This window comes from Catenulispora subtropica, from assembly GCF_039531675.1.
In the GTDB taxonomy this organism is placed as follows: Bacteria; Actinomycetota; Actinomycetes; order Streptomycetales; family Catenulisporaceae; genus Catenulispora; species Catenulispora subtropica.
Genome location: NZ_BAAAQM010000020.1, coordinates 90,494 through 114,160, shown reverse-complemented (window position 1 = coordinate 114,160; position 23,667 = coordinate 90,494). Strand labels below are relative to the sequence as shown.

Sequence of the window (23,667 nt, the reverse complement as noted above, 5' to 3'; positions counted from 1 at the left end):
TGCTAGTGTCGCTGCCCATGTGTTGCTTCTCCGCGATCACACGGACCCGCGCCTGAGGGCGGGGCCGGTCGATCCACTGATCCGCGAACCCCGCCGCATCCGGGTCCTCTGCCGGTGTGGCCTCCTTGTGCTGCCCGGCTTCGATGCGAGCTCGCGCGGAGAAACACATGCAGCACCACCGGGTCGGCGGACGCCATGAACTCGGACAGAACTTCCTCGCCGACCGCGGCCTCGTCGCGGCGGTGCAACGGCTCGTCGGCGACGAGACCGCCGGGCCGATCGTCGAGATCGGGGCCGGGGACGGCGCGCTGACCGCGGCGCTGGCCCGGCTCGGGCGGCCGGTCACGGCGCTGGAGATCGACCCGCGGCGGGTGCGCCGGCTGCGGGAGCGGTTCGGCGACGCCGTCGCCGTGGTCCAGGCCGACGTGCTGCGCCACCGGTTCCCGGCCGCGCCGCACACCGTCGTCGGCAACATCCCGTTCCACCTCACCACCTCGATCATCAGGAAGCTGATGGCCGAGCCGGGCTGGCGGCACGGGGTGCTGATCGTGCAGTGGGAGGTCGCGCGGCGGCGGGCCGGGGTCGGCGGGGCGAGCCTGCTGACCGCCTCATGGTGGCCGTGGTACGAGTTCGGGCTGGACCGCCGGATCCCGGCGGCGGCGTTCCGGCCGGTGCCGTCGGTGGACGGCGGACTGCTGACGATGCGCCGGCGGGCGGCGCCGCTGGTCCCGGCGGACGACCGCGGCGCGTACCAGGACTTCGTGAGGCAGGTCTTCCAGGCACCGGGACGCGGGCTGGGGGAGATGCTCGCCCGGAGCGGGCGCCTGCGCCCGGAGCAGGTGCGGGAGTGGACGCGCGGCCGGCGGGTCCCGGCCCGGGCGCTGCCGAAGGACCTGAGCGCCCAGGACTGGGCCGAGCTGTGGCGGCTCAGCCGCCCACGGCCTGGATCCGCGCGAACAACGCCGCCACCCGCACCCCGTCGGTGTGGTCGCGGGACTCGGTGATCAGGCCGTCCACGACGCGGATCACGTTGATCGCCGGCAGCTCGAACCGCTCGCTGGTGGGCACGAGGGTGCCCACCAGCGTGAACTCGACGATCGCGACCTGCGGATCGATGGTCTCGTGCACGGTCACGTCCTTGACCGCGTCGTAGGCGAGGTACTGCTGGAAGCTCTTCATGCGGGCGCGCAGCTGGGCGTTGCCGCGGGACTCGTTCGGCACGCCGTCGGGGGCGAAGGGGTTGCTGATGACGACGTCCTCGGCGTAGAGGTCGGCGAGGTCGTCACGGGTGCCCTCGGTGATGGTGCGCAGAAGCAGGTCGACGGTCTCGCGGGTGCTGCGGACCGGGCTGGAGACGGGCTCGGACATGCGGATTCCCCTTGTCGAGAGATAAGTGGGGCGAGCGCCCCGTTTCCCGGGGAGGACGATACGGGGCGTGCGCCCCGGTTGTCGAGGGGGATACGCTGAGCTCCGTGAACGCCGAGACCGCGCCCGCCGAACGCCCGCTGCGCGCCGACGCGCGCCGCAACCGCGAACGGGTCCTGGCCGCGGCCGACGAGGCCTTCGCGCTGGAGGGACCCGGGGTTCCGCTCGACGAGATCGCGCGGCGCGCGGGGGTCGGCGCGGGGACGGTGCACCGGCACTTCCCGACGAAGGAGGCACTGCTGGAAGCGGTGCTCGTCGGACGCCTGGAGGCGATGCTGGCCGAGGTCCGGGAGGCTTTGGCCACCGCGGACCCGGGGTCGGCGTTCTTCGGGTTCTTCGAGTCCATGACGGACTACGCGCAGAACAAGATGGATCTGGCCGACGCCCTGGGACGGCACGGGGTCGATGTGATGGCCGCGACGCGGAAGGTGTCCTCGGTGCTCAAGGAGGCGCTCGGCGAGCTGCTGCGGCGAGCGCAGAAGGCCGGAGCGGTGCGCACCGATGTGACCGTCGACGATCTGCACGCACTGGTCGTCGCGACGGTGGCGGCGGTCCGGGCGTCGGCACCGGAGGAGGCGTCGCGTGTGGCCGCTTTGCTGTCCGACGCACTCCGCCCCCGAGCTGCCCGCGCGTAGGGTGAGGTCATTCCCGACAGGAGGGTGGGGCTATGACCACGGATCCGATGTTCACCACGCGTCCGGAGCTGAAGGGCACCTACGGGATGGTCTCCAGCACGCACTGGCTGGCGTCCTCCAGCGGGATGGCGGTGCTGGAACGTGGGGGCAACGCGTTCGACGCGGTGGTGGCCGCCGGATTCGTGCTGCAGGTCGTGGAGCCGCACCAGAACGGGGCCGGCGGCGATCTGCCGGTGCTGTTCGCGCGGGCCGGTGACCCGCGTCCCACAGTGCTGTGCGGGCAGGGTGTGGCGCCGGCCGGGGCGAGTGTGGAGCACTTCCGGTCGCTGGGGCTGGACCTGGTACCGGGATCGGGGTTGCTGGCCGCGGCGGTGCCCGGTGCGGTGCCGGCGTGGCTGACGCTGTTGCGGGACCACGGGACGATGGAGCTGGCGGACGTGTTGGCGTACGCCATCGGATACGCGCGCGACGGGTATCCGGTGACACCCGCGCTGGCGCAGTGCATAGCCGACATCGCGCCGATGTTCCGGGAGCACTGGTCCACCTCGGCCGAGGTCTATCTGGCGGGCGGCGCGGCCCCGGAGGCGGGGTCGGTGTTCCGGAATCCGGTGCTCGCGGCGACGTATCAGAGGCTTGCGGACGCGCCCGGCGCATCGCGGGAGGCGCGGATCGACGCCGCCCTGGCGGCGTGGAGCGAGGGCTTCGTCGCCGAGGCGGTCGACGCGTTCGCGCGGACGGCGTGGCGGGACTCGTCCGGCGCCGATCACGCAGGAGTGATCACGGGTGCCGACATGGCGGCGTGGCGGCCCTCCTACGAAGAGCCGGTCGGCTATGAGTTCGCCGGACACACGGTGTTCAAAACGGGGCCGTGGGGGCAGGGACCGGTGCTGCTCCAGCAGTTGGCGTTGTTGCAGGGACAGGAGCTCATACCGGGCACGGTGGAGTTCGTGCACCGTGTCGTCGAGGGCGCGAAGCTGGCCTTCGCCGACCGGGAGGCCTGGTACGGCGATGGGTCCGATGTGCCTTTGGCGACGCTGCTCTCGCCGCGGTACAACGACGCGCGCCGGGCGCTGATCGGGGCGCGGGCGTCACTGGACCTGCGGCCGGGGTCGCCGGACGGCCGCACGCCGCGGCTGCCGGTGCGGCCGGAGTGGGCGCCGGTGCCGCGCGACGCCTCGACCGGGGAACCGGTCGCAGCCGGCGGCGGCGCGGCGCGCGGGGACACGGTGCACGTGGACGTGGTGGACCGGTGGGGCACCATGGTCGCGGCGATGCCGAGCGGCGGGTGGCTGCACTCGTCGCCGGTGCTTCCCGAGCTGGGGTTCTGCTTGGGGACGCGAATGCAGATGATGTGGCTGCAGGACGGGCTCGCCAGCACCCTGACACCCGGTCTCCGCCCGCGCACCACGCTGTCTCCGACGATGGTGGTGCGCGACGGCGAGCCGGTGCTGGCGTTCGGGTCGCCGGGCGGGGACCAGCAGGATCAGTGGCAGCTGCTGTTCCTGCTGAACCACCTGGTCGGCGGGATGGATCTGCAAGCCGCGATCGATGCTCCGACGTTCCACACGTCGCACTTCCCGGAGTCGTTCTACCCGCGGCCCGCGTACCCGGGACGCGTCGTCGCTGAGGCGCGGCTCGGGGACGCGGTGCTGGACGGACTGCGGGGACGGGGACACGAGGTGGTGGTGTCGGGCGACTGGTCGCTGGGGCGGATGTGCGTGGTCGGGAGGGATCCGGAGCGAGGGCTGCTGCGGGCCGCGGCGAATCCGCGGGGGATGCAGGGGTATGCGGTTGGGCGGTAGTGGTGGGCTTTAGCGGTCGGCTTTAGCGGTCGGCTTTAGTGGTCGGCCTTAGCGGTCGGCGTCCAGACACCGGTTACGCGACAGTCGTCGGCCGCACCGGCTACGCGACAGTCGTCGGCTGCCAGTCCGGCCTACGGCCGAGATAGCGCAGAACGCGGTCGAGTGCGGTGCCGTCCTCACCGCCGTCCAGCGCGGGTACGAAAGCGGCACCGGCGGCCAGCCGGTTGTCCTCGTTGGGCACGGCCAGCGCCACGCGCACCGCCGCGTCCTCCAGCTCGGGCCGCAGGACATACGGCACGCCGAGTGTGGCGGCGACATCCCACGCGTGCACGACGTAGTCGATGAAGTGGAACCCGATGGCCTGCCGCGCCGGGAAGCGTGGCGGATCGATCTTGAACTCGGGCAGGTCGAAGACGAAGTCGAGACTGTCATCGAGCTCTGCGAAAGCGGCGATCACCTCCTCCGACGCCTCCGCATACCGCGCCACCGCGTCCTCGCCGGCCGGCGCGAACTTCCACCGCGCCAGATCCGCGCCCTCGCCCCGTGCCGCCGCTGCGAACCCGTGGTGCTGCACCGTCATGTGCCCCAGCAGATCAGCGAGGGTCCACCCCGCACACGGCGTCTCCCGTCCCAGGTCCGCGACCTGGACCTGCGCGACGATGTCCACGCTGTCCCGCACGGCGACGGCGTTCATGTCCCTGATATCGGTCATGGTCCGATCATCGTGCGGGGCGGGGGTGGTGGTCTACTGGGATTGCTGAGTGCGGTCGACCTCGGCGGCGACACCGACACTGTGGCGGGTTCCGCGATACACGGATCTCGTCGAGATGGCGGAGCGCCTGGCGGCTCAGGCCGGCCCGAGATAGACGCGGACTTCGGCGGGGCGTCCGTTCGGGGCGATCCAGGCCGCGGTCGCGGAGCCCATGTATTGCCAGCCGGTGTTTTCGTACAGGGCGATCGCGGCCGTCGCGCCTGATTCGACTTCGAGTACTGGCTGGAGCTCCATGGCGTGGGCTGTCTGTGCCGCGTGGGCCAGGAGGTCTCGGGCCAGGCCGTGGCCTCGTGCCGAGACGTCGACGAAGAGCCGCGCGACGGCCGCGAGACGCTCCGAGGGTCGGCCCACGGCTTCGGTCAACTCCGGGTCGGGCCGGGAAAGGGCCACGTGCCCGAGCACCGTCGCATCCTCGGCGGCGACCCAGGCGCCCAGCATCCCCCGGGGCGTCAGCCAGCCAGCTGGATCGGCCGGCCAGCGCGCGGGATAACGGTCGGCCTCGTGCACCGTGGCCAACGCCTCGACGCAGGCGGGGAGGTCGGCGTCGGCGCGGGGGCGGATCGTACGGGGGGTGTGGGGCGGGCGGATCGCGGGGGCGGGCATGGGGCGATCATGGCATGGGCGCGCCGACCGGCTTCTGCGCGCCGACCGGCTTCTGCGTGCCGACCGTCTTCTGCGCGCCATGCTCACGCGGCGTTCGGCGAGTTCGGTCAGCAGGTGCGGGTCTTCGACGGCGCGGACCCCGTGGGCGATGCGGGTGGCGCCCAGGGTTTCGACCGCGGTGCGGACGCTGTCGGCCTTCGGCAGGGTTCTGATATCGCGGCGGCGCGGGGGTTCCGGCATCCCGGTATCACCACTGACGCGCCGCCGCGGCAGCTGCTTACCGGGGCATCGGGACCGCCGCCGCGCGGGCCGCGTTCGGCCGGGTCGAGAAGCCGAGCGGAGACGACGCGGCGGCGCGGAGCGCGGCGGACGTCGCGGCCGAAGCGGCGTCCGGCCCCGCGTCGGGCCCGACGGCCGCGGCCGACACCCCCAGCGGGGGAATGGCGTGCCCGCCGACCCGCGTGATCACCGCACGCTCCACGCCCGGGCTCACCGCGTTCGTCCCGCCGAAGATCTCCACGACGCTCACCGTCAGCTTCTCGGACGCCAGGTAGTCGGCGGTCGGGCCGGACAGCTGGAGCGGATCGGTGAGCAGCAGCGGGGAGTCGAGCACCCCCATCAGCGCGCCGCCGGTGAGGGCGTCGGCGTAGGTGGCGCCGGTCGCCACGCCGGTGAAGACCGGCTGCGGCAGCCCGGCGGCGGAGTGGACCGCGGAGATGCAGTCGGCGACGGCGGCGCTGGTGGCGTAGCGGTCGTCGCCGGCCAGGTCGCCGCAGGCGGCGCCGGGGCGGGGTGGGAGGCCGACGGCCCGGTAGGCCGGGCCGCCGACCGGCAGCACCAGTTTCCCGCTCAGGTAGCCCGCGGTCGCCGGGTCGAGCCGGTCGCCGTCCGTCAGCACGATCGGCGCGCCGCCGATGGTGGCCAGGGGCCCGGCGGACAGCGCGTCGGCGAAGTTCTGCCCGGTCGCCACCACCGCGAGCGGGGTCTGCCCGGCCGGTGTCGGCTCCAGGCGTCCCACCTCGCCGGCGATGCGCAGCGAGGTGCCGAAGCGGTCCTGGCCGCCGAGCCGCGTGACGTCGTACCCGGCCCGGACCAGCTGGTCGTCCACCGCGGGGCTGATCGCGCTGGTGCCGCCGAGCACGTACACGGTGCCGTGCGGCCCCAGCACCCGCTGGATCTCCTCGAACGTCTCCAGGGTCAGCGAGCCCGGGTCGGTCAGCAGCAGCGGTCCTCGCGCGGCCGCCGCGAGCGGCCCGCCGGCCAGCGCGTCCGGGAACGCCTTCCCGGTGGCCAGCACCACCGCCTTCGCGTGCAGCGGCGCGTTCTGCGTCGCACTCGGCCACAGCAGCTTCGAGGTCTTGACGCCGGTGTCGTACCGGTCGACGCCCGCGATGCGCTGCACCAGCGGCGCGCCGGGCGGGCGCGTGGGCGGCGGCGACGTCGGCGGTGTGGTGGGCGGGGTCGTCGGCGGCGTAGTCGGCGGCGTCGAGGGAGGGGAGGTGGGCGGAGGAGAGGTGGGCGGAGTGGTGGGAGGGGTCGAAGAAGTCGTCGGCGACGGCGGCTTCGGCGCCGAGGGATTGATCGGCTGCCACGCCGGGTGCACGCCGCTCCCGGCCAGGGGCGTCTCCACGCCGGTCGCGACGTCGAGCACCGAACTGCTGGCGTCGTTCGCGAAGGCGATCTTCGTGCCCGACGGCGACCAGACCGGCGTCTGGTGGTCGACGCTCGCGCCGTTGGTCGTCAGCTGCTTGACGCCGCTGCCGTCGATCGCGGCGGTGAACAGATCCCGCGACCCGGGACGGGTGAACACCAGCGTCGTGCCGTCGGGAGAGATGTCGGCGAACTGCGCGTTGTCGACCGCCAGAGTTGTCGTCCCGGTCTTGACGTTGTGGATCCAGACCTGCGGAACCGCGGAGGCGGTGCGCGCCGTCCGTGTAAAGGAGATGAGATCCCCGGACACCCGGGGGTACGTGTCGTTGAACCCGCTGTCGCCGGTCCCGAGCAGGTAGCTCACCGAGCCGCTGCCTGCCAGGACGGGGACCCGGTACAGCTGTTCGAGCGAGAGGTCGACACCGCCCGGTCCCGTGGCTCCGGGTCCCTGGAACACGATGTGCTGGTTCTGGGCGAAGTACGCGGGCCACGTGCCGTAACACAGCGGCCCGCTCGCGCCCCCCACAGCCCTGGCATCGGTCAGGTCCGGGGCGCTGGTGTCGATGCCACAGGCTCCCGCCATGTTCTCCCACACCGCCCGCGAGCCGTCCGAGGACCAGTTGATCTGGTCGACGTACAGCGCGGTGCCGCCCGCCGTGCCGCCGAGGGTTCGGAGACCGCTGCCGTCGGCGAACTCCTCAACCGTGAGATGGCTCCCGTAGAGGTGGGTCGAGATGTAGCCGTCCGTCCCCGTCTCCGTCGCCCGCGCCGACCCGGCGGACATCGACAGCACTCCCGCGCCGCCGGCGGCCACCACTCCCAGCGCGGACACCGCCGAAGCGGCGATCCGGCGAGAACGTACGCCTGACATCCGTGACCCCCCCATGAGACCCCTGGAAACTGATGAGCGAGCAGGTTGTACAGCCTGGGCACCACGGCGTCAACACACGCCTCAACGGAATATTCTTGGGCCCATGAACGACTTCGCCGCCCCCGGTCCCGTGCAGTTCGCCGACGCCGCCGTCACCGTCGTGGGGGCGCGGGTGGTCGGGTTGTCGGCCTCGGCGGCGCTGCTGGCCCGCGGGGCGCGGGTGACGCTGGTCGACCGCTACGCCGACGAGGCCACCACCGCACGGGCCGCGCGGGCGGAGGCGCAGGGGGCGGTGCTGCGGCTCGGCGACGACGAGACCCTGCCGGAGGGCACCGAGCTGATGGTCGTCACCCCCGGGCTGCCGCCGAGCGCGCCGATCGTGGCCGCCGCGCGCGCGGCCGGGGTGCCGATCTGGGGCGACGCGGAGTTGGCGTGGCGGCTGCGGGCCCCGCTGCCCGACGGCTCCTACGCGCCGTGGCTCGTCGTCACCGGCACCAACGGCAAGAGCACCACCGTGCGGATGGCCGAGGCGATGCTCAAGGAGGCCGGCAAGAACGTGGCAGCCTGCGGGAACATCGGCTACCCGGTTCTGGACGCGGTGCTGCGGGGCCAGGCCGGCGGTGAGGCCGGCGACCCGTTCGAGGTGCTGGTCATCGAGCTGTCCAGCTACCAGCTCTACTGGAGCGCGACCATCTCCGCGCTGGCCTCGGTCGTGCTGAACCTGGCGCCGGATCACCTGGACTGGCACGGCTCCTACGCCGACTACACCACCGCCAAGGGGCGCGCCTACGAGAACTGCCAGATCGCGGCGGTCTACAACGCCGCCGACCTGGAGACCGTGCGGCTGGTGGAGGAGGCCGAGGTGGTCGAGGGCTGCCGGGCCATCGGCTTCACGCTCGGCGCGCCCGGGCTGTCCATGCTCGGCGTCGTCGACGGCATCCTGGCCGACCGGGCCTTCGTGCCGGACCGCCGGACCAGCGCCGCCGAGCTCGGCACCGTCTACGACGTGGAGCCGCACGCCCCGCACAACGTCGCCAACGCCCTGGCCGCAGCCGCGCTGGTCCGCGCCTACGGCGTCGAGCCCACGGCGGTCCGCGACGGCCTGCGCGCCTTCCGCCCCGAGCCGCACCGCATCGCGTGGGTGGCGACGATCGACGGCGTGGACTTCGTCGACGACTCCAAGGCCACCAACCCGCACGCCGCCTCGGCCTCGATCGGCGCCTACGACCACGTGGTCTGGCTGGCCGGCGGCCTGGCCAAGGGCGCGGACTTCGACGAGCTGGTGGAGCGGCACGCCAAGCGGCTGCGCGGCGCGGTGCTCTTCGGCGCCGAACGGCACCTGGTCGCCGAGGCGCTGCGGCGGCGCGCGCCGGAGGTGCCGGTGGTGGACCTCGGCGGGCCGGGGCCGGAGGGGGCCGGCGACGTCATGGCCGAAGCGGTGGCCGTGGCGCGCGGGATGGCCGTGTCCGGGGACACGGTGCTGCTCGCGCCGGCCTGCGCGTCCATGGACATGTTCACGTCCTACGGCGAGCGCGGCGACGTGTTCGCCGCGGCGGTGCGCGAGCTGAAGGACAAGCTGGCGGCAGAGGCAGAGGAAGCCGAGTAAGACTCAGGCCTGCTTCTCGAGGAACATGCGCGCGAACGCGGCGCCGGTCGGCGTCACCTCCGGATCGTTGACGATCATCCGGTAGATGAGCGTCGCGGCCGGCAGGTCGCCGCTCGCGCCGTAGAGCCCGGCCTTGTTCAGCAAGAGCATGGTCTTGGTGTCCGGGTCCGGCCCGCCGGCCAGCCCCCGGTCGAGCGCCTGCATCCGCTGCGCCGGGTCGGTGAGCAGGTTCGCCAGCTCCATCCACGCCGGCGGGAAGTCCGGGAAGTCGCGGGTGACGCCGATCAGGACCTGCCGCTTCCGCTCCGGCTCCATCCACTCCAGCCGCATGAACGCCTGGGAGAAGCCCGCGGGCAGCCGCCCGGCGTGCTCCCGGCGCAGCATGTCCAGTGTGGTGCGGCAGGTGAAGAAACCGCTCGGCGACAGCGCCGCCACGCGTTCGTACATCGCCTGCGCGCCGTGGGTGTCGCCGCTCAGCAGCAGCGTGAACGCGGCGTCGTAGGGCGGGTAGGGCCATTCCGGGGCCAGCTCGGCGGCCCGCGCCAGCAGGGCCAGCGCCTGACCGTAGTCGCCGCGTCCGCCGGCGGCGCGGCCCTCGGCGTGCAGCCGCTCGGCTTCGGGCGGTATCTCATAGGTCATGGTTCGAGAATCTATACGAACTCTGCGACGTCCTGACAGGCCGCGTTGATCCTTCGCGCAGATCAGGCGGGTGCCCGTGCGGCCGCTCGCGACGCCCCGCCCGCGGCCGTGTTCGAACACACCGCCGCATGTCCGCAAAGCTGACGGTCCGTCCGGCGCGTGCTGGCTACCCTAAGGACCATGAGTGAACAGGCCGCGGGCCCGCAGGCGTCGCCGTGGAGGACCGCCGCGCGCGCTCTGCGGGCCCGCCGCGCCACCCTGAAGTCCCTGTTCGACCTCGAACTCACGTCTTACTACCTGCTGGTCGGCTCGGTGCTGCTGCTGCTCGGCATCGGGCTGCTGGAGGTGTTCTCCGCCTCCAGCGTCAACAACCTGGTGAACGGGCGGCCGATGCTGTCCTCGATCCGCAACCAGGCGGTCTCGGCGACGCTGGGGCTGGGCCTGATGTGGACCGCGTCCCGGCTGCCGCCGCGGGTGTACCGGGCGCTGGCCTACCCGGCGCTGGTCGGGACCGTGCTGTTGCTGCTGCTGGTGCTCGCGGTCGGATCGTCGCACAACGGCAACAAGAACTGGCTGATCATCGGCCCGCTGACGGTGCAGCCCAGCGAGTTCGCGAAGCTGGCGCTGGTGCTGTGGGGCGCGGACCTGCTGGTGCGCAAGGAGAAGCTGCTCACCACCTGGGACCACCTGCTGGTGCCGCTGGTGCCCGGGGCCGTGCTGATCATCGCGCTGGTGATGATCGGCGGGGACATGGGGACCTCGATAATCATCGTCGCCATCGTGTTCTGCCTGCTGTGGACGGCCGGGGCGCCGGGGCGGCTGTTCTCGATCCTGCTGGCCTCGGCGGTGGGGCTGGCGGCGCTGGCGATCGTGATGCGGCCCTCGCGGGTGCGGCGCTTCACCAACTTCCTCAGCCCGGACGCCGACCCCGGAGGCACCGGCTACCAGGCCATCCACTCGTTCCAGGCGCTGGCCAGCGGCGGCTGGTTCGGCGTCGGCCTGGGCGCCAGCAGACAACGCTGGGGACAGCTGCCCGAGGTGCAGACCGACATGATCTTCGCGATCGTCGGCGAGGAGCTCGGGCTGATCGGCACGCTGACCGTGCTGGCGCTGTTCCTGACCCTGGCCTACGCCGGCATCCGGATGGCGCTGCGCACGCCGGACCCGTTCGTGCGGCTGGTGTCGGCCTCGGTCACGGTGTGGCTGGCCGCCCAGATGATGATCAACCTGGGGGCGGTGACCGGCGTGCTGCCGATCGCCGGGGTGCCGTTGCCGTTCGTGTCCTACGGTGGATCGTCGCTGCTGCCGTCGCTGACCGCGGTCGGGATGCTGATGTCGTTCGCCCGGAGGCGCCCCGAGCCGCTGGACCCGGTCCGGCTGGCGGGCCCGGCCGGTCCGGTCGGCTCCGTCGGCTCTGTCGGTTCGGTCGGCTCGGCCGGCTCCGGTTCCGCCGGCCCGGCGCGCGGGCGGCCCGCCGCCGAGCCGCGCCCGGAGGGCGCCGAGGGCGCCCCCGCGGACCGATAGGATCGCCGGGTGCATGTGGTCATCGCCGGCGGCGGCAGCGCCGGGCATATCGAACCCGCCCTGAACACCGCGGACGCGCTGCGCCGAGCCGATCCGTCGATCGGGGTCACGATGCTCGGCACCGAGAAGGGCCTGGACACCAAGCTGATCCCGGCGCGGGGCTACGACCTGCGCCTGATCCCCGCGGTCCCGCTGCCCCGCAAGCCCTCCGGCGCGCTGCTCACCCTGCCGTCCCGGCTGCTCGGCACGGTCAAGGCCGCGCAGCAGGTGATCACCGACGTCGACGCCGACGTGGTGGTCGGCTTCGGCGGCTACGTCGCGCTGCCGGCGTACCTGGGCGCCCGCCGGGCCCACCGCCCGATCGTGGTGCACGAGGCCAACATCCGGCCGGGCCTGGCCAACCGGGTCGGCGCGCGCTTCACGCGGAACGTGCTGACCGGCAACCCGGCGGTCCCGATGCGCGGCGCGACCTGCGTCGGCATGCCGCTGCGGCCCGCGATCTCCACCCTGGACCGTGCGGCGCTGCGGGCGCAGGCGCGGGCCGAGTTCGGACTGGACCCGGAGCGCCCCACGCTGCTCGTCTTCGGCGGATCGCAGGGCGCCCGGCGGCTCAACGAGACCATGCAGGCCTCGGTCGCCGCGCTCCGCCGGGCCGGGGTCCAGGTGCTGCACTCGTACGGCGACAAGAACACGGTCGCCATAGCGGAGGACCCGGACGGGCCGCCTTACGTCGCGCGCCCCTACATCGACCGCATGGACCTCGCCTACGCCGCCGCCGACCTGGCGCTTTCGCGCAGCGGGATGATGACGTGCAGCGAGCTGGCCGCGGTCGGCCTGCCGTCGGTGTACGTGCCGCTCCCGGTCGGCAACGGTGAGCAGCGGCTGAACGCCGCGCCGGTGGTCGAGGCCGGCGGCGGGCTGCTGGTCGACGACGCCGCGCTGACGCCGGACTGGTTCGCCGCGAACGTGGTGCCGCTGCTGCTGGACGCGCCGCGGCTGACGGCGATGAGCGAGGCCGCCGGGCGGTTCGGGATCCGGGACGCGGACGACAAGATCGTGGAGCTGGTCTACGCGGCGGCGGGCAAGCAGCGGCCGGCCGCGCCGGCCGGGCAGGCCACGCCGGCCGGACAGAGCGTGCAGGCCGAGCCCACCGAGCCCACTGAGCCCACTGAGCCCACAGAGCCCACCGAGCCCACCGGGCCGATGCAGCCGACCGAGCCCGAGGAGGGTGAGAGCCGATGACCCGCCGCACCCCCCGCTTCCCCGCTCCCGACCAGGTGATCCCGGCCGCCGAGCTGGGCCGCATCCACTTCGTCGGCATCGGCGGGGTCGGGATGGCGCCGTTGGCGCGGGCCATGCTCGGGCGCGGGCTGCCGGTCAGCGGCAGCGACATCAAGGACACCGCGACCGTCCGGGCCCTGCGGGCGCTCGGCGCCGCCATCGCGATCGGTCAGGCGCCGGAGAACCTGGACGGCGTCGACACCGTCGTGGTCTCCACCGACATCCCCGCGACCAACGTCGAGGTCGTCGAGGCCCGCGCCCGCGGCCTGCGGGTGCTGCACCGGGCCTCGGCCCTGGCCTCGCTGATGCCCGGCACGCGGTCGGTCGCGGTCGCCGGCACCCACGGCAAGACCACCACCACCTCGATGATCGCCGTCGCGCTGCGGCACGCCGGGCTGGACCCGACGTTCGTCATCGGCGGGGAGCTCGGCACCACCGGCGAGTCCGGGCACGCCGGGGCCGGCGACGTGCTGATCGCCGAGGCCGACGAGTCCGACGGCACCTTCACGCACTACCGGCCGGACATCGCCGTCATCACCAACATCGAGCTCGACCACCCGGACCACTTCGCCGACGTGGAGCAGGTCCGTGCCGAGTTCCAGGACTTCGCCGACCGCCTCGAACCCGGCGGAACGCTCGTCGTCTACGCCGACGACCCCGCCGCCCGCGCCATCGCCGAGCGCACCGCCGCGCGCGGGGTCCGGGTCCTGACCTACGGGGTCGCCGAGGACGCGGCCATCCGCGTCACCGACGTCGCCAGCGCCGGCGGCTTCCCGACCTTCACCCTGGTCACGGCGGCCACCGATCTCGCTGCGGCGGACACCCACGGCCCGCTCACCCTCGGCATCCCGGCGCGCCACAACGCCCTGAACGCCGCCGCCGCCTTCGGCGTCGCGCTGGCCCTCGGCGTGGACGCCAAGCCCTACCTCGAAGGCGTCGCCGCCTTCACCGGCGCGCGCCGCCGCATGCAGCTGCTCGGCGAGGCCGGCGGCGTCCGCGTCTACGACGACTACGGCCACCACCCCACCGAGATCGCCTCGATCCTGTCCGCCGCCCGCGAACTGGCCGGCGACGGCCGGGTGGTCGCCGCGTTCCAGCCGCACCGCTACTTCCGCACCAACACCTTCCTCCACGAGTTCGGCCCCGCCCTCGGCGCCGCCGACGTGGTGCTGGTCCTGGACGTGTACGCGCACGGTGAGACGCCCATCCCCGGCGTCGGCGGCGACGTCATCGCCGCCGAGACCGGCCTGCCGCCGGAGGCCAGCGTCTTCGAGCCGGACTTCGACCGGGTGCCGGAGCGCCTCGCCGCGCTGGCCCGTCCCGGCGACCTGGTCGTGACGGTCGGCGCGGGTGACGTGACCGAGATCGGGCCCCGGCTGTTGAAGCTGCTGGGGTAGCCGTCGACGGGACTGAAAGAACACCAGCTCAGGGCGTCCTCTTCGGAGGGCGCCCTTCTTCGTCCGCGGAGAACTAGTTGTACTAACACTAGTTTCCATGAGACTATTCAGTCATGTCAGCCATCAAGAGCGCCCTCGTCATCGGCGGCGGCATCGCCGGCCCCGTCACCGCCCTCGCCCTGGCCAAGGCCGGGATCCAGGCCACCGTCCACGAGGCCCACAGCCGCGGCGACGACGTCGGCGCCATGCTGACCGTCGCCCCCAACGGCCTGGCCGCCCTGGAGACCGTGGGCCTGCGGGAAGCCGTCGAAGCCGTCGGCAACCCGCTGCGCACCATGGTCATGGAGAAGGGGAACGGTAAACCCCTGATGAACGTCCCCGGGCTGCCCGGTCTCCCGTTGAGCCGTGTCCTGCGCCGCGCCGACCTGTTCGCCGCGATCCGCGCCGGGGCCGAGGCCCAGGGCGTCGTCGTCCACGACGGCCAGCGCCTCACCCACGTCGAGGAACACCCGGACGGCGTCACCGCCCACTTCGACGACGGCACCACCGCGCACGCCGACCTGCTCGTCGGCGCCGACGGCATCCACTCCACCGTCCGCGGCCTGATCGACCCCGCGGCCCCGGGCCCGGAGTACACCGGCCTGATGAGTTTCGGCTTCGGCGACATGCGGGCCGGCTTCACGCCCGGCGACCTCGACTCCATGCACTTCGCCTTCGGCAAGCGCTCGTTCTACGGGTACTGGACGCAGCCCGACGGCTCCGACGTCTTCTTCAGCAACCACCCGCGGGAGCAGCCGATGACGCTGGCCGAGGCGCGCGCCGTCCCCAAGAGCGAGTGGCTGGCCGAACTGCGGGCCGCGCACGTCGGCGACCGCCCCGGCGAGCGGCTGTTCGGCTCGGTGACCGAGGAGCGGATGCTGGTGGCCGGGCCGATGGAGCGGATGCCCAAGCTTCCGCACTGGTTCCGCGACCGCATGGTCCTGGTCGGCGACGCCGCGCACGCGCCCTCCTCCAGCTCCGGCCAGGGCGCCTCCCTCGCGCTGGAGAGCGCGATCGAGCTGGCGCGCTGCCTGCGGGACATCGACGACCTGCCCGCGGCACTGGCGAAGTACGTGAGCCTGCGGCGGCCGCGCGTCGAGGCGATCTCGGAACAGGCGGTGAAGACCAACAACGGCAAGACCGCCGGCCCGGTGGCGGCGTTCGTGTTCGGTCTCATCATGCCGATCGCCACCCGGACGTTCCTGCGGCCGGAGAAGATGTTCGGCCCGGTGCACCGCTTCCGCGTCGACTGGGACGAGCGGGTCACCGCGTGAACGGGGCCGGCACCCGCGAAGGTGCCGGCCCCGTCCGTCCGTCAGCGTGCTGGTTCACCGGGGTCCGGCGTCAGAACGCCCCGAGCCCGTTCGGTGTCCCCATGCCGGTGGGACCGTCGTACCCGACGGCTCCGTTGCACTGATAGTCGCCGCCGCAGTCCTGGAAGATGCCGTTGTTCCCGCTGACGACGTCGTACAGGCCCGCCTGCGCCGAGGCCGCGTAGAACGGCGAGGCGTCGGCGAACTTCGCCGGGTGCCCGCCCAGCGCGATCACCCCGGCGAGGAACGGCGAGGAGGCGCTGGTGCCGCCGACGATGATCCATCCGGGAGCGCCCTGCGCCACGGTGTAGACCGCCAGGCCGGTGTTCGGATCGGCCACCGCCGAGACGTCGGAGGTCATCCGGCCGGGGCAGTTCGGGTCGCTCTGCCACGCCGGCTTGTCCACCCACGCCGAACAGCCGCTTCCGGCGCCCTGCCACGCGCTCTCACTCCACCCGCGTGCGCTGGAGTCCTTGGTGAGCGACGTGCCGCCGACCGCGATGACGCTGCTGAACACCGCCGGCTCGCTCGGGATCCCGTAGCCGTAGTCGCCCGAGGAGGCCAGGATCGCGGTGCCCGGGTGCTGGTAGTGCTTGGCGTTCCCCGGAGTCAGGCTGGACTCCGTGATGCCGTAGCTGTTCGACACCTCGTCGGCGCCCAGCGCGACGGCTTCGTCCACCGCGGCGGCCAGGTCGGTCCCCAGCGCGTCGTCGGACTCCACCAGCAGGATCTTGCACTGCGGGCAGGCCGCGGAGACCATGTCCAGGTCCAGGGCGATCTCCACGCCCCAGCCCCGGTCCGGGGGCAGCGGGGTCGCCGCGCCGCGCTGGTTCACCTTGTGGAAGCAGCCGTTGGCCGTGGTGCAGGCCGGCAGGCCGTACGTGCTCCGGTAGACCGCGAGGTCCGCCTCGGCGGTGGCGTCGTCCCCGGCGTCCACGATGGCGACGGTCTGGTCCGTGCCGCCGGTGGTCGGCAGGTGGTACGCGGCGTGCAGGTCCGCCGGGCCGAAGCCGTTCGGCGCCGTCGTGGCGTTCGCGGCCGCGTGCTTCGGGGCGGGCGCGTCTGTGCGGATCTCGGCGAAGCACCGCGCGTAGCCCGCGGGCACCTTGCCGCAGACGTCCTTCACGCCGCTCGCCACACTGCTCGCGGCGGTCCTGGTGCCGTGGCCCTCGGTGCTGCCGGCGTTCGCCGGGCCCGCGACCGCAGCCAGGGAGGCCACGGTCAGCGCCGCCGCCCCCAGCACGGCGAACAGCCGGTGGCTGGATATCCGACTCATGATCCTGATCCCCCTCAGCCGATGGTGTAGGCGTTGGCGACGGTCTGCGTGATGGAGCCGCCCAGCGCGTCGGTCGCGCCGACCTTCAACCACGGCGTGCCGCCCTTGGGCCCGCTGTTCGGCCAGAGGGCGAGGAAGTGGTTGTCGAACGTCGGCACCACGGTGGCCTTGGTCCAGGTCGCGCCCTTGTCGAAGGACACCGACACGGTGGCGCCGGTGGCCCGGGCGTTCGCGCCGACGCCGCTGTAGCTCTGGTGGCCCACCTGCAGGTCCAGGGTCTGGACCGGACCGTGCGAGGTGTTGGTGTCGTCCGTCGCCAGGCGGTAGCCGAGGTTCAGCACCGGGAGGATCGAACACGGCGTCGTGCCGCCGCCCTGCGCTCCGCAGTAGTCGGCCGCCGGCAGGTTCCAGTCAGGGTTCGCCTTCGGGGTGTACGGCACGGTGAGGTCGGTGTGCGTGGCCGTGGACTGGGTGATCGGGAACCTGCTCAGGTCCAGGTCGAACACCAGACGGTAGGTGCCGGGCGTCTGGGCCTGGCCGGTCAGCTCGGCGCCCGAGGTGTTGTCCTGGGAGAAGACCTGCGTGCCGTCGCGGTAGATGGTGGTGTGGCCGGTCGCCGGGCCGAGGAACAGCGAGGTGGTGTCCGGCTCGCTGTCGACGAACGGGTTGACGCCCAGGTCCACGGTGGAGCCGTCGGCGCAGGCGCGGCACGAGGTGCCGTCCTTGTACTGGCCGACCTGTGCGGTCATCGGACCGTGGCCCCATGTGCGCCACTGCTCGCCGGGACCGGAGTAGGTCGTGCGGTCCGCCTGCAGCATGATCATCGCCGGGATGTCGTTCCCGGTGGGGCTCGGAAGCGCGGTGAACACGCTGCGGTTCCAGATCCAGCCGTCCTGCGGCGCGCCGATGTACGTGGTGAGGTGCGTCGGCACCGAGTACACGTGGCCCATCTGGAAGCCGCCGGTCGCCGGCGAGTAGGGCCCGAACATGTACTCGCCCATGCGCCGCGGGCTTCCGGCGTCGGTGTCGATCGTGTTGTGCACCGTTTCGAGCTTCGAGGTGTCGACGGCGTAGGTCTGGTTCGCGTCGATGTGGTCGGTGGCCGGGAACATCACGTCGTAGCGGTACGGCTGCGGCGTGCTCGCCGGGCTCGTGGCCCCCCAGGAGAGCAGCTGGAACGTGAACCCGCCGGCCTGCGGCGCGGCCGCGGGGGACACGGCGATCGACGTGTCGCTGATCACGCCGAGCGAACCGGTCACGTGGTTCTGGTCCATGCGGCTGAAGGACAGGTACTCGGAGTCGGTCGCCGTGGGCTTCGGCGCGGTCGCGTTCACCTGTGAGGTGGCGGTCCGCTCGTCCGCGGTCAGGGCGGTGACACCGGTGTCCGCGACCGTGAGGTCGGTCTGCGTGACGACGCGCATGGCGTCGGTCCGGGTCGCCGGGTCGAAGTTGTCGAAGATGGTGAAGGCCGTGTAGTGCCCGGCCGGCACCGCGACCCGGCCCACGCCGCCCGCCACGGCGATCGGCTGGGACCACTTCGTGACGTCGTCGGCGTCGATGAGGAACGTGGTCGCGTCGGCGGGTGCGCCGTCCAGCCCGGTGGTGCCGATCTGCAGGATGTGCAGCGGATAGTGCGGGATCACGGCCGCCGTCTTGACCGCGGTGTGCAGTGCGGGGATGTCGTATAGGGACGGGTCGTAGCTTCCTGAAGCCAGCACCGAGTTCGGGATGACGTAGGCGTGGTCGGCGTTCGGCGCGTAGCGGATCGCCGGGACGCTGTGGCCGTCGGGGGAGAAGACCGCGATGCTCGCGGCCGGGCCCGAGCCGGTGACGGACAGCAGGTCGCCGTTCGGCAGGGTGCTGACCTGGGGGGCCAGGGGCTGGGAGAACGGGGCCGGACCGAGCGGACCGGTCGCCGGGGCGGTGGTCGCGGCCGCGGCCGTGGCGGCGGTGGTTCCGAGGCCGAGGACCGCGGCGGCGGCCAGGGCGGCCGGGACGCGGCGGGCTGGGATTAGCACAAGCGGTTCCTCCGTGTCGTGGGACGGGCTTCGGTCACGCTGGGTGAAGCGGTGAAGCCGAGGCGTTCCACAGGGAGGACGACACGGGGGGCCACTCTAGTTGTACGTGTTCTTAAATTCGTGTCCTGATTCTCATATACTGAGACGCCCTGCCGGGAAATCGCAGGCGAGGGTGGGTGCCGGCGGCTACGGTGGGAGCGATGACTTCCGAGACCACGACTCCCGACCCCCTCGCCGTCGCCCGCGCCCTGCTCGCCGGCGACGACATCGCCGGACTCATCCGCCACCTGCGGGTGGCCGGCGACCAGCTGCCCCTGACCGCCGTGGCCCGGCTGCTGCACGAGGCCGCGCTGCGCTCCGGGTTCGACGACCTCGCCGAGGCCGCGGCCGGCGTGGCGGGCGGGGACGGCGACCCCGGCGAGCGGGCCCAGGCGCTCTTCGACTTCGGATACGCCTGCGTCGAGCGGGGGATCGCGTTCCTGGCGATCCGGCCGCTGAGCGCCGCGGTGGAGCTGGAACCGCGGGTCGTGCCGATCCGCACGGAGCTGGCGGCCGCCTACGAGCGCGAGGGCCGGCACCGGGAGGCGGTCGGCGTGCTGCGCGGATACGACGGCGAGCTGTCGTGGCTCGCGCGGTTCCAGCTCGCGTACAACGCGATCCTGGCCGGGGACCTGGTCGAGGCGGAGACGGCGTACGCGGCGCTCCCGGTCCCGGACGAGGCGGGCTGGGCGCCCGCGCGGGACAAGGTGCGCGCGATGCTCGTGCGTGCCGCCGCGGCGCGTGTCCAGGACGGGGGCCTGGGCCCGGAGGACCTGCGCGGGTGGCACTTCGCGCTGACCGGCGGCGTGCTCCTCACCATCTCACCGTGGGGCTTCGACGCCGGGATGACCGGGCGGTGGGCCATGGTCGGGGACTCCCACGTCAGCTGCCGCGAGGTGCTGCGACGGGTCGGCGTCGTGCTCGCGGCGCGCGGTCTGCGGCCGCGGAGCGTCTCGGTGCTGCCGGACCGGGACAGCGAGATCCTGGGACGGGCGGCGGCCCGGCACTTCGGCCTGCCCGCGGTGCCGTTCGCGGAGGACCGGGCGGACACCCTCGTCGTCGCCTACGACCTGAACGACGCCGACACCGGGACGCTGGGCGCGCTGCGGGAGCGGACGCCCGGCCAGATCCTGTTCGAGCGGGCCACGAACTGGACCGATCCGCCTCTGGTCTCCGCCGACATCTGCGGGTTCCTGCGTCAGGCCGTGAAGACGCCGTGGGACGCGGAACCGCGGATGGCCGACGGGGAAGCGTTCCAGACGGAGGCGGACGCGCGGCGGGTCGAGGAGATCGCCGCGTCGCTCGCCGGAACGGAGCCGGAGGCCGACCCGGGCGACGGGGCGACGCCGCCGGATCCGGACGACGTGCTGCTGGGGTTCGTCAACGGCGTCGCCGAGACGTGGATGATCGCGCCGCGCGAGTACGTCGGCTCGCCGGGGCCGGTGCCGAGCTCACGTTTCCTGTAGGCCCGCCGCCGCTGTCGCGGATCGGTCTGTGAATCCGCCACGGCATTGGACCGTAGCGGTGTTCGATCACTTCCTGGAGTTGTCCACGGAAGCGAAGGAAACGTATTAAAAAGGGGTCAATCCCGTGAAAAGGAACCACCCTTCTCCACCGGCCCTGAAACGGTCGAAGACGACTACCTAAGGCTGAAACGCGGCCACGGCTGATCTGGGGCACGCCCCCCATCTGCGAAACTGGGCCCCATGAACGCCACCGGCACCGACCAGAACCGGGTCAGCAGGGTCCTGGTCGAGCGCTACCTCGACCGGTTGCGCAGGCGGCGCCGGTGGCGGCGGCTCTCGGTGACCATCACCGTGTTCCTGTCGCTGCTCGCGCTGAGCGGGTACGCGGTGCTGTGGCACACCAAGGTCTTCGACGTGCGGAAGACCCCGGTCTCCGGAATCAAGGTCCTGACCAGGCAGCAGGTGCTGGCCACCGCCGCGATCCCGGCGCACGCCCCGGTCGCGGGGGTGGACACGGGGGCGGTCAAGGCCCGGCTGATGACCCTGCCGCGGGTGAAGAACGCGTGGGTGGAGCGCAGCCTGCCGCACACCGTCTCCATCACCGTCGTGGAGCGCGTCGCGGCCGCCGCGCTTCCGGACGCGGACGGTTCGTACGTCATCGTCGACGCCGACGGGGTGGCCTTCGACACAGCGGCGACGTTCTCCGCGATCCCGGCGCACGTTCCGGTCATCCACTTGGAGCAGTTCACCGATCCCCGGCCGAAGATCCGGGCGGCCACCGTCACCGGGGCGCTGGCCGCGCTGCGCGCGCTGCCCGATCCGCTGCGCTCGCGGGTGCTCACCGTGTCCGCGACCGGCCCCTACGCCATCACCCTGACGCTGAAGCCCTCCACCTCGAAGCAGCAGGCGGTGACCGTCGTCTGGGGCGGCCCGGAGCAGCCGGATCTCAAGGCGCGGATACTGGTGGCACTGATCGGCCGACAGGCCGAGCATTATGACGTGAGCGCCCCGGACGCCCCGGCCTATTCCCAGGGTTCCGGCTAACGGTTCGAGTCCGGCAGTCGCAATCCGCTAAGATCGGGCGCGCTATCGGACAACATACGTATTCCCCTCATCGGATCGCGCGGGATCACACGGGGGTCGTCGGACCACGCTGAGAAGTAAAACCTGCCGACAGTTTCGGCGTGTTCGTTGAACCTCACAGGTCGCGGGACCTAATGTCCTGTAAAGACTTCACAGTCGCACGACCCCGCCGTGTCCCCGCCCGCCGTGGGCGGGGCTAAGGTGATCACGGGGTTTTCGATAAACAGTCCAGATTTTCGATAAACAGTACAGATCACCGCACACCACGGAGAGGCCGTCGGACGTGGCAGCACCGCAGAACTACCTGGCCGTCATCAAGGTCGCCGGCATCGGCGGCGGCGGCGTCAACGCCATCAACCGGATGATCGAGGTCGGTCTGAAGGGCGTCGAGTTCATCGCCGTCAACACCGACGCCCAGGCTCTGCTGATGAGCGACGCCGACGTCAAGCTGGACGTCGGCCGCGAGCTCACCCGCGGGCTCGGTGCGGGCGCCAACCCGGAGGTCGGGCGGAAGGCGGCCGAGGACCACGCCGAGGAGATCGAGGAGGTCCTCAAGGGCGCGGACATGGTGTTCGTCACCGCCGGCGAGGGCGGCGGCACGGGTACCGGCGGCGCGCCCGTGGTGGCCCGGATCGCCCGCGAGCTCGGCGCGCTGACCATCGGCGTGGTGACCCGGCCGTTCACCTTCGAGGGCCGGCGCCGGGCGAACCAGGCCGAGGACGGCATCGCGGCGCTGCGCGAGGAGGTGGACACCCTCATCGTCATCCCGAACGACCGGCTGCTGTCGATCTCCGACAAGAACGTCTCGGTGCTGGACGCCTTCAAGGCCGCCGACCAGGTGCTGCTCTCCGGTGTGCAGGGCATCACCGACCTGATCACCACCCCGGGCCTGATCAACCTGGACTTCGCGGACGTGAAGTCGGTGATGAGCGAGGCCGGCTCGGCGCTGATGGGCATCGGCAGCGCGCGCGGCGACGACCGCGCGGTGGCCGCGGCCGAGATGGCCATCTCCTCGCCGCTGCTGGAGGCGTCCATCGACGGCGCCCGCGGCGTGCTGCTGAGCATCTCCGGCGGCTCCGACCTCGGCCTGTTCGAGATCAACGAGGCGGCGCAGCTGGTCAGCGAGGCCGCGCACCCGGAGGCCAACATCATCTTCGGCGCGGTGATCGACGACGGGCTCGGCGACGAGGTCCGGGTCACCGTGATCGCCGCCGGCTTCGACGGCGGGGAGCCGGCCAAGCGCCGCGCCCCGCACGCGGCCCAGGCCGCCGGCGGCACCCGCTACGACGAGACCAGCGTCCGGGACGGCATGCGCGAGCAGGTGCTGGGCACGCTGCCCAAGCCCCCGGAGAGCACCGGGCCGGCGCACGACCCGATGGCGGACACCCAGACGGTGACGGTGATCCCGCCGCAGCCGGCCCCGCTGCCGGCTGACGAGCTCGACATCCCCGACTTCCTGAAGTAGGGCCGGCACCCGTGGCGATATGGCAGCACACCGGTCCGGTCGGCAACGGCGGCACCGCCCGCTTCGCCTTCTCCGACCGCTGGGGCGGCGTCTCGAAGGCCCCCTACACCGCGACCAACCTCGGCGGGCACGTCGGCGACGACCCCGAGGCGGTCGCGGCCAACCGCTCGCTGGTGGCGTTCGAGCTGGGGTTCGCCGACCCCGGCAACGTCGTGTACATGAACCAGATCCACGGTGCGGACGTGGCCTACGCCGCCGCGCAGTGGCAGGGCCGCGCGCCCGACGTGGACGCGCTGGTCACCGACCGCCGGCACCTGGCGCTGGCGGTGCTGGTCGCCGACTGCGTGCCGGTGCTGCTGGCCGACGCCGAGGCCGGCGTGGTCGGCGGGGCGCACGCCGGCCGGCCGGGGATGAAGGCCGGCGTGGTGCCGGCCACCGTCGAGCGCATGCTGGCCCTGGGCGCGGTGCCGGAGCGGATCGTCGCGGTCACCGGGCCGTCGGTGTGCGGGCTCTGCTACGAGGTCCCGGAGCGGATGCGCGCGGACGTGGCCGAGAAGGTGCCGGCCAGCCACGCCGTGACCCGCCAGGGCACCCCGGGCCTGGACGTCGCCGAGGGCGTGTGGTCGCAGCTGGAGGCGGCGGGGATCGATCTGAAGGAGTCGGTGCGGCTGCGGGTGTGCACCCAGGAGTCCGCGGACTACTACTCGTTCCGCGGCGAGGGCACGACCGGCCGGTTCGCCGGCTTCGTCTGGCTGGACTGAGC

19 protein-coding genes are annotated in these 23,667 nt (G+C 72.6%); 12 read left to right on the top strand and 7 right to left on the bottom strand.

Annotation, left to right across the window (positions count from 1 at the left end; all coding sequences use genetic code 11):
- Window positions 1–167 precede the first annotated feature (167 nt).
- Window positions 168–1,004 (top strand): 23S ribosomal RNA methyltransferase Erm, encoded by an 837-nt coding sequence (gene erm / locus ABD466_RS19035; protein WP_344658426.1) that lies wholly within the window; start codon window positions 168–170, stop codon window positions 1,002–1,004.
- Here erm and ABD466_RS19030 read toward each other — a convergent pair.
- Window positions 928–1,368, bottom strand: a complete 441-nt coding sequence (locus ABD466_RS19030) for a nuclear transport factor 2 family protein (RefSeq protein ID WP_344658425.1) — start codon at window positions 1,366–1,368, stop codon at window positions 928–930. The two genes, erm and ABD466_RS19030, sit on opposite strands and share 77 nt — an antisense overlap.
- Before the next feature lie 104 nt (window positions 1,369–1,472).
- Between ABD466_RS19030 and ABD466_RS19025 the strand changes: the two genes are divergently transcribed.
- Together ABD466_RS19025 and ABD466_RS19020 are read left to right on the top strand one after the other, a co-directional pair.
- A complete protein-coding gene (locus ABD466_RS19025; protein ID WP_344658424.1) occupies window positions 1,473–2,060 on the top strand; it encodes a TetR/AcrR family transcriptional regulator in 588 nt (195 codons plus the stop codon).
- Window positions 2,061–2,092: 32 nt separating this feature from the next.
- The gene (locus ABD466_RS19020) at window positions 2,093–3,862 is read left to right on the top strand and encodes a gamma-glutamyltransferase family protein (protein WP_344658423.1); all 1,770 of its coding nucleotides are present in this window, start codon (window positions 2,093–2,095) and stop codon (window positions 3,860–3,862) included.
- Window positions 3,863–3,962: 100 nt separating this feature from the next.
- On the opposite strand, the gene ABD466_RS19015 is transcribed toward ABD466_RS19020, so the two are convergent.
- The 3 genes from ABD466_RS19015 to ABD466_RS19005 all read right to left on the bottom strand — a co-directional run bounded on the left by ABD466_RS19015 (window position 3,963) and on the right by ABD466_RS19005 (window position 7,758).
- Window positions 3,963–4,574: a TIGR03086 family metal-binding protein gene (locus tag ABD466_RS19015; protein WP_344658422.1), complete on the bottom strand. Its 612-nt coding sequence runs from the start codon at window positions 4,572–4,574 to the stop codon at window positions 3,963–3,965.
- A gap of 135 nt (window positions 4,575–4,709) precedes the next feature.
- A complete protein-coding gene (locus ABD466_RS19010) occupies window positions 4,710–5,477 on the bottom strand; it encodes a GNAT family N-acetyltransferase (RefSeq protein ID WP_344658421.1) in 768 nt (255 codons plus the stop codon).
- Window positions 5,478–5,514: 37 nt separating this feature from the next.
- The gene (locus ABD466_RS19005) at window positions 5,515–7,758 is read right to left on the bottom strand and encodes a cell wall-binding repeat-containing protein (protein WP_344658420.1); all 2,244 of its coding nucleotides are present in this window, start codon (window positions 7,756–7,758) and stop codon (window positions 5,515–5,517) included.
- Between the two features lie 103 nt (window positions 7,759–7,861).
- On the opposite strand from ABD466_RS19005, the gene murD reads away from it, so the two are divergent.
- Window positions 7,862–9,364 carry a UDP-N-acetylmuramoyl-L-alanine--D-glutamate ligase gene (gene murD / locus ABD466_RS19000; RefSeq protein WP_344658419.1) on the top strand — a complete coding sequence of 501 codons (1,503 nt, stop codon included), beginning with the start codon at window positions 7,862–7,864 and terminating at the stop codon, window positions 9,362–9,364.
- Between the two features lie 3 nt (window positions 9,365–9,367).
- On the opposite strand, the gene ABD466_RS18995 is transcribed toward murD, so the two are convergent.
- Complete coding sequence (locus tag ABD466_RS18995; protein WP_344658418.1) at window positions 9,368–10,003, bottom strand: hypothetical protein; 636 nt, start codon at window positions 10,001–10,003, stop codon at window positions 9,368–9,370.
- A gap of 180 nt (window positions 10,004–10,183) precedes the next feature.
- On the opposite strand from ABD466_RS18995, the gene ftsW reads away from it, so the two are divergent.
- The 4 genes from ftsW (at window position 10,184) to ABD466_RS18975 (ending at window position 15,518) form a co-directional block, all read left to right on the top strand.
- Window positions 10,184–11,527, top strand: coding sequence for a putative lipid II flippase FtsW (gene ftsW, locus ABD466_RS18990; protein ID WP_344658417.1), 1,344 nt, complete (start codon window positions 10,184–10,186; stop codon window positions 11,525–11,527).
- A gap of 9 nt (window positions 11,528–11,536) precedes the next feature.
- On the top strand, window positions 11,537–12,769 hold the full coding sequence (gene murG, locus ABD466_RS18985; RefSeq protein ID WP_344658416.1) for an undecaprenyldiphospho-muramoylpentapeptide beta-N-acetylglucosaminyltransferase: 1,233 nt from the start codon (window positions 11,537–11,539) through the stop codon (window positions 12,767–12,769).
- Window positions 12,766–14,205, top strand: a complete 1,440-nt coding sequence (murC, locus tag ABD466_RS18980) for a UDP-N-acetylmuramate--L-alanine ligase (RefSeq protein ID WP_344658415.1) — start codon at window positions 12,766–12,768, stop codon at window positions 14,203–14,205. Before murG ends, murC begins: the two co-directional genes overlap by 4 nt.
- A gap of 113 nt (window positions 14,206–14,318) precedes the next feature.
- Window positions 14,319–15,518: an FAD-dependent monooxygenase gene (locus tag ABD466_RS18975; RefSeq protein WP_344658414.1), complete on the top strand. Its 1,200-nt coding sequence runs from the start codon at window positions 14,319–14,321 to the stop codon at window positions 15,516–15,518.
- Window positions 15,519–15,588: 70 nt separating this feature from the next.
- On the opposite strand, the gene ABD466_RS18970 is transcribed toward ABD466_RS18975, so the two are convergent.
- Window positions 15,589–16,833, bottom strand: a complete 1,245-nt coding sequence (locus tag ABD466_RS18970) for a S53 family peptidase (protein WP_344658413.1) — start codon at window positions 16,831–16,833, stop codon at window positions 15,589–15,591.
- Window positions 16,834–16,847: 14 nt separating this feature from the next.
- A complete protein-coding gene (locus ABD466_RS18965) occupies window positions 16,848–18,851 on the bottom strand; it encodes a hypothetical protein (protein ID WP_344658412.1) in 2,004 nt (667 codons plus the stop codon).
- 200 nt (window positions 18,852–19,051) lie between these two features.
- On the opposite strand from ABD466_RS18965, the gene ABD466_RS18960 reads away from it, so the two are divergent.
- The 4 genes from ABD466_RS18960 (at window position 19,052) to pgeF (ending at window position 23,665) form a co-directional block, all read left to right on the top strand.
- On the top strand, window positions 19,052–20,356 hold the full coding sequence (locus ABD466_RS18960) for a tetratricopeptide repeat protein (RefSeq protein WP_344658411.1): 1,305 nt from the start codon (window positions 19,052–19,054) through the stop codon (window positions 20,354–20,356).
- A gap of 240 nt (window positions 20,357–20,596) precedes the next feature.
- Window positions 20,597–21,400 carry a cell division protein FtsQ/DivIB gene (locus ABD466_RS18955; RefSeq protein ID WP_344658410.1) on the top strand — a complete coding sequence of 268 codons (804 nt, stop codon included), beginning with the start codon at window positions 20,597–20,599 and terminating at the stop codon, window positions 21,398–21,400.
- Window positions 21,401–21,722: 322 nt separating this feature from the next.
- On the top strand, window positions 21,723–22,904 hold the full coding sequence (gene ftsZ / locus ABD466_RS18950; RefSeq protein ID WP_344658409.1) for a cell division protein FtsZ: 1,182 nt from the start codon (window positions 21,723–21,725) through the stop codon (window positions 22,902–22,904).
- 11 nt (window positions 22,905–22,915) lie between these two features.
- Entirely contained in the window at window positions 22,916–23,665 is a 750-nt protein-coding gene (pgeF, locus tag ABD466_RS18945) for a peptidoglycan editing factor PgeF (RefSeq protein WP_344658408.1), read from the top strand.
- The last annotated feature ends 2 nt before the right edge of the window (window positions 23,666–23,667 follow it).